The organism is Cytobacillus firmus (assembly GCF_023715565.1).
Lineage (GTDB): Bacteria > Bacillota > Bacilli > Bacillales > Cytobacillaceae > Cytobacillus > Cytobacillus firmus_C.
In genome coordinates, this window is the sequence record NZ_JAMBOJ010000188.1 from 1 (window position 1) to 255 (window position 255).

Genomic DNA, 255 nt, shown 5'->3' on the forward strand with positions numbered 1-255 from the left:
GCCGATCACCCTCTCAGGTCGGCTACGCATCGTGGCCTTGGTGAGCCGTTACCTCACCAACTAGCTAATGCGCCGCGGGCCCATCTGTAAGTGATAGCGAGATGCCATCTTTCAGCTTTTCCTCATGAGAGGAAAAGAATTATCCGGTATTAGCCCCGGTTTCCCGGAGTTATCCCAGTCTTACAGGCAGGTTGCCCACGTGTTACTCACCCGTCCGCCGCTGACTTCAGGGAGCAAGCTCCCATCTGTCCGCTC

The 255-nt window shown here is 56.5% G+C and carries 1 rRNA gene; it reads right to left on the reverse strand.

The annotated features are described in order from the left end of the window. Nucleotides 1-255 (reverse strand): 16S ribosomal RNA (locus M3205_RS25435); the annotation flags it as partial.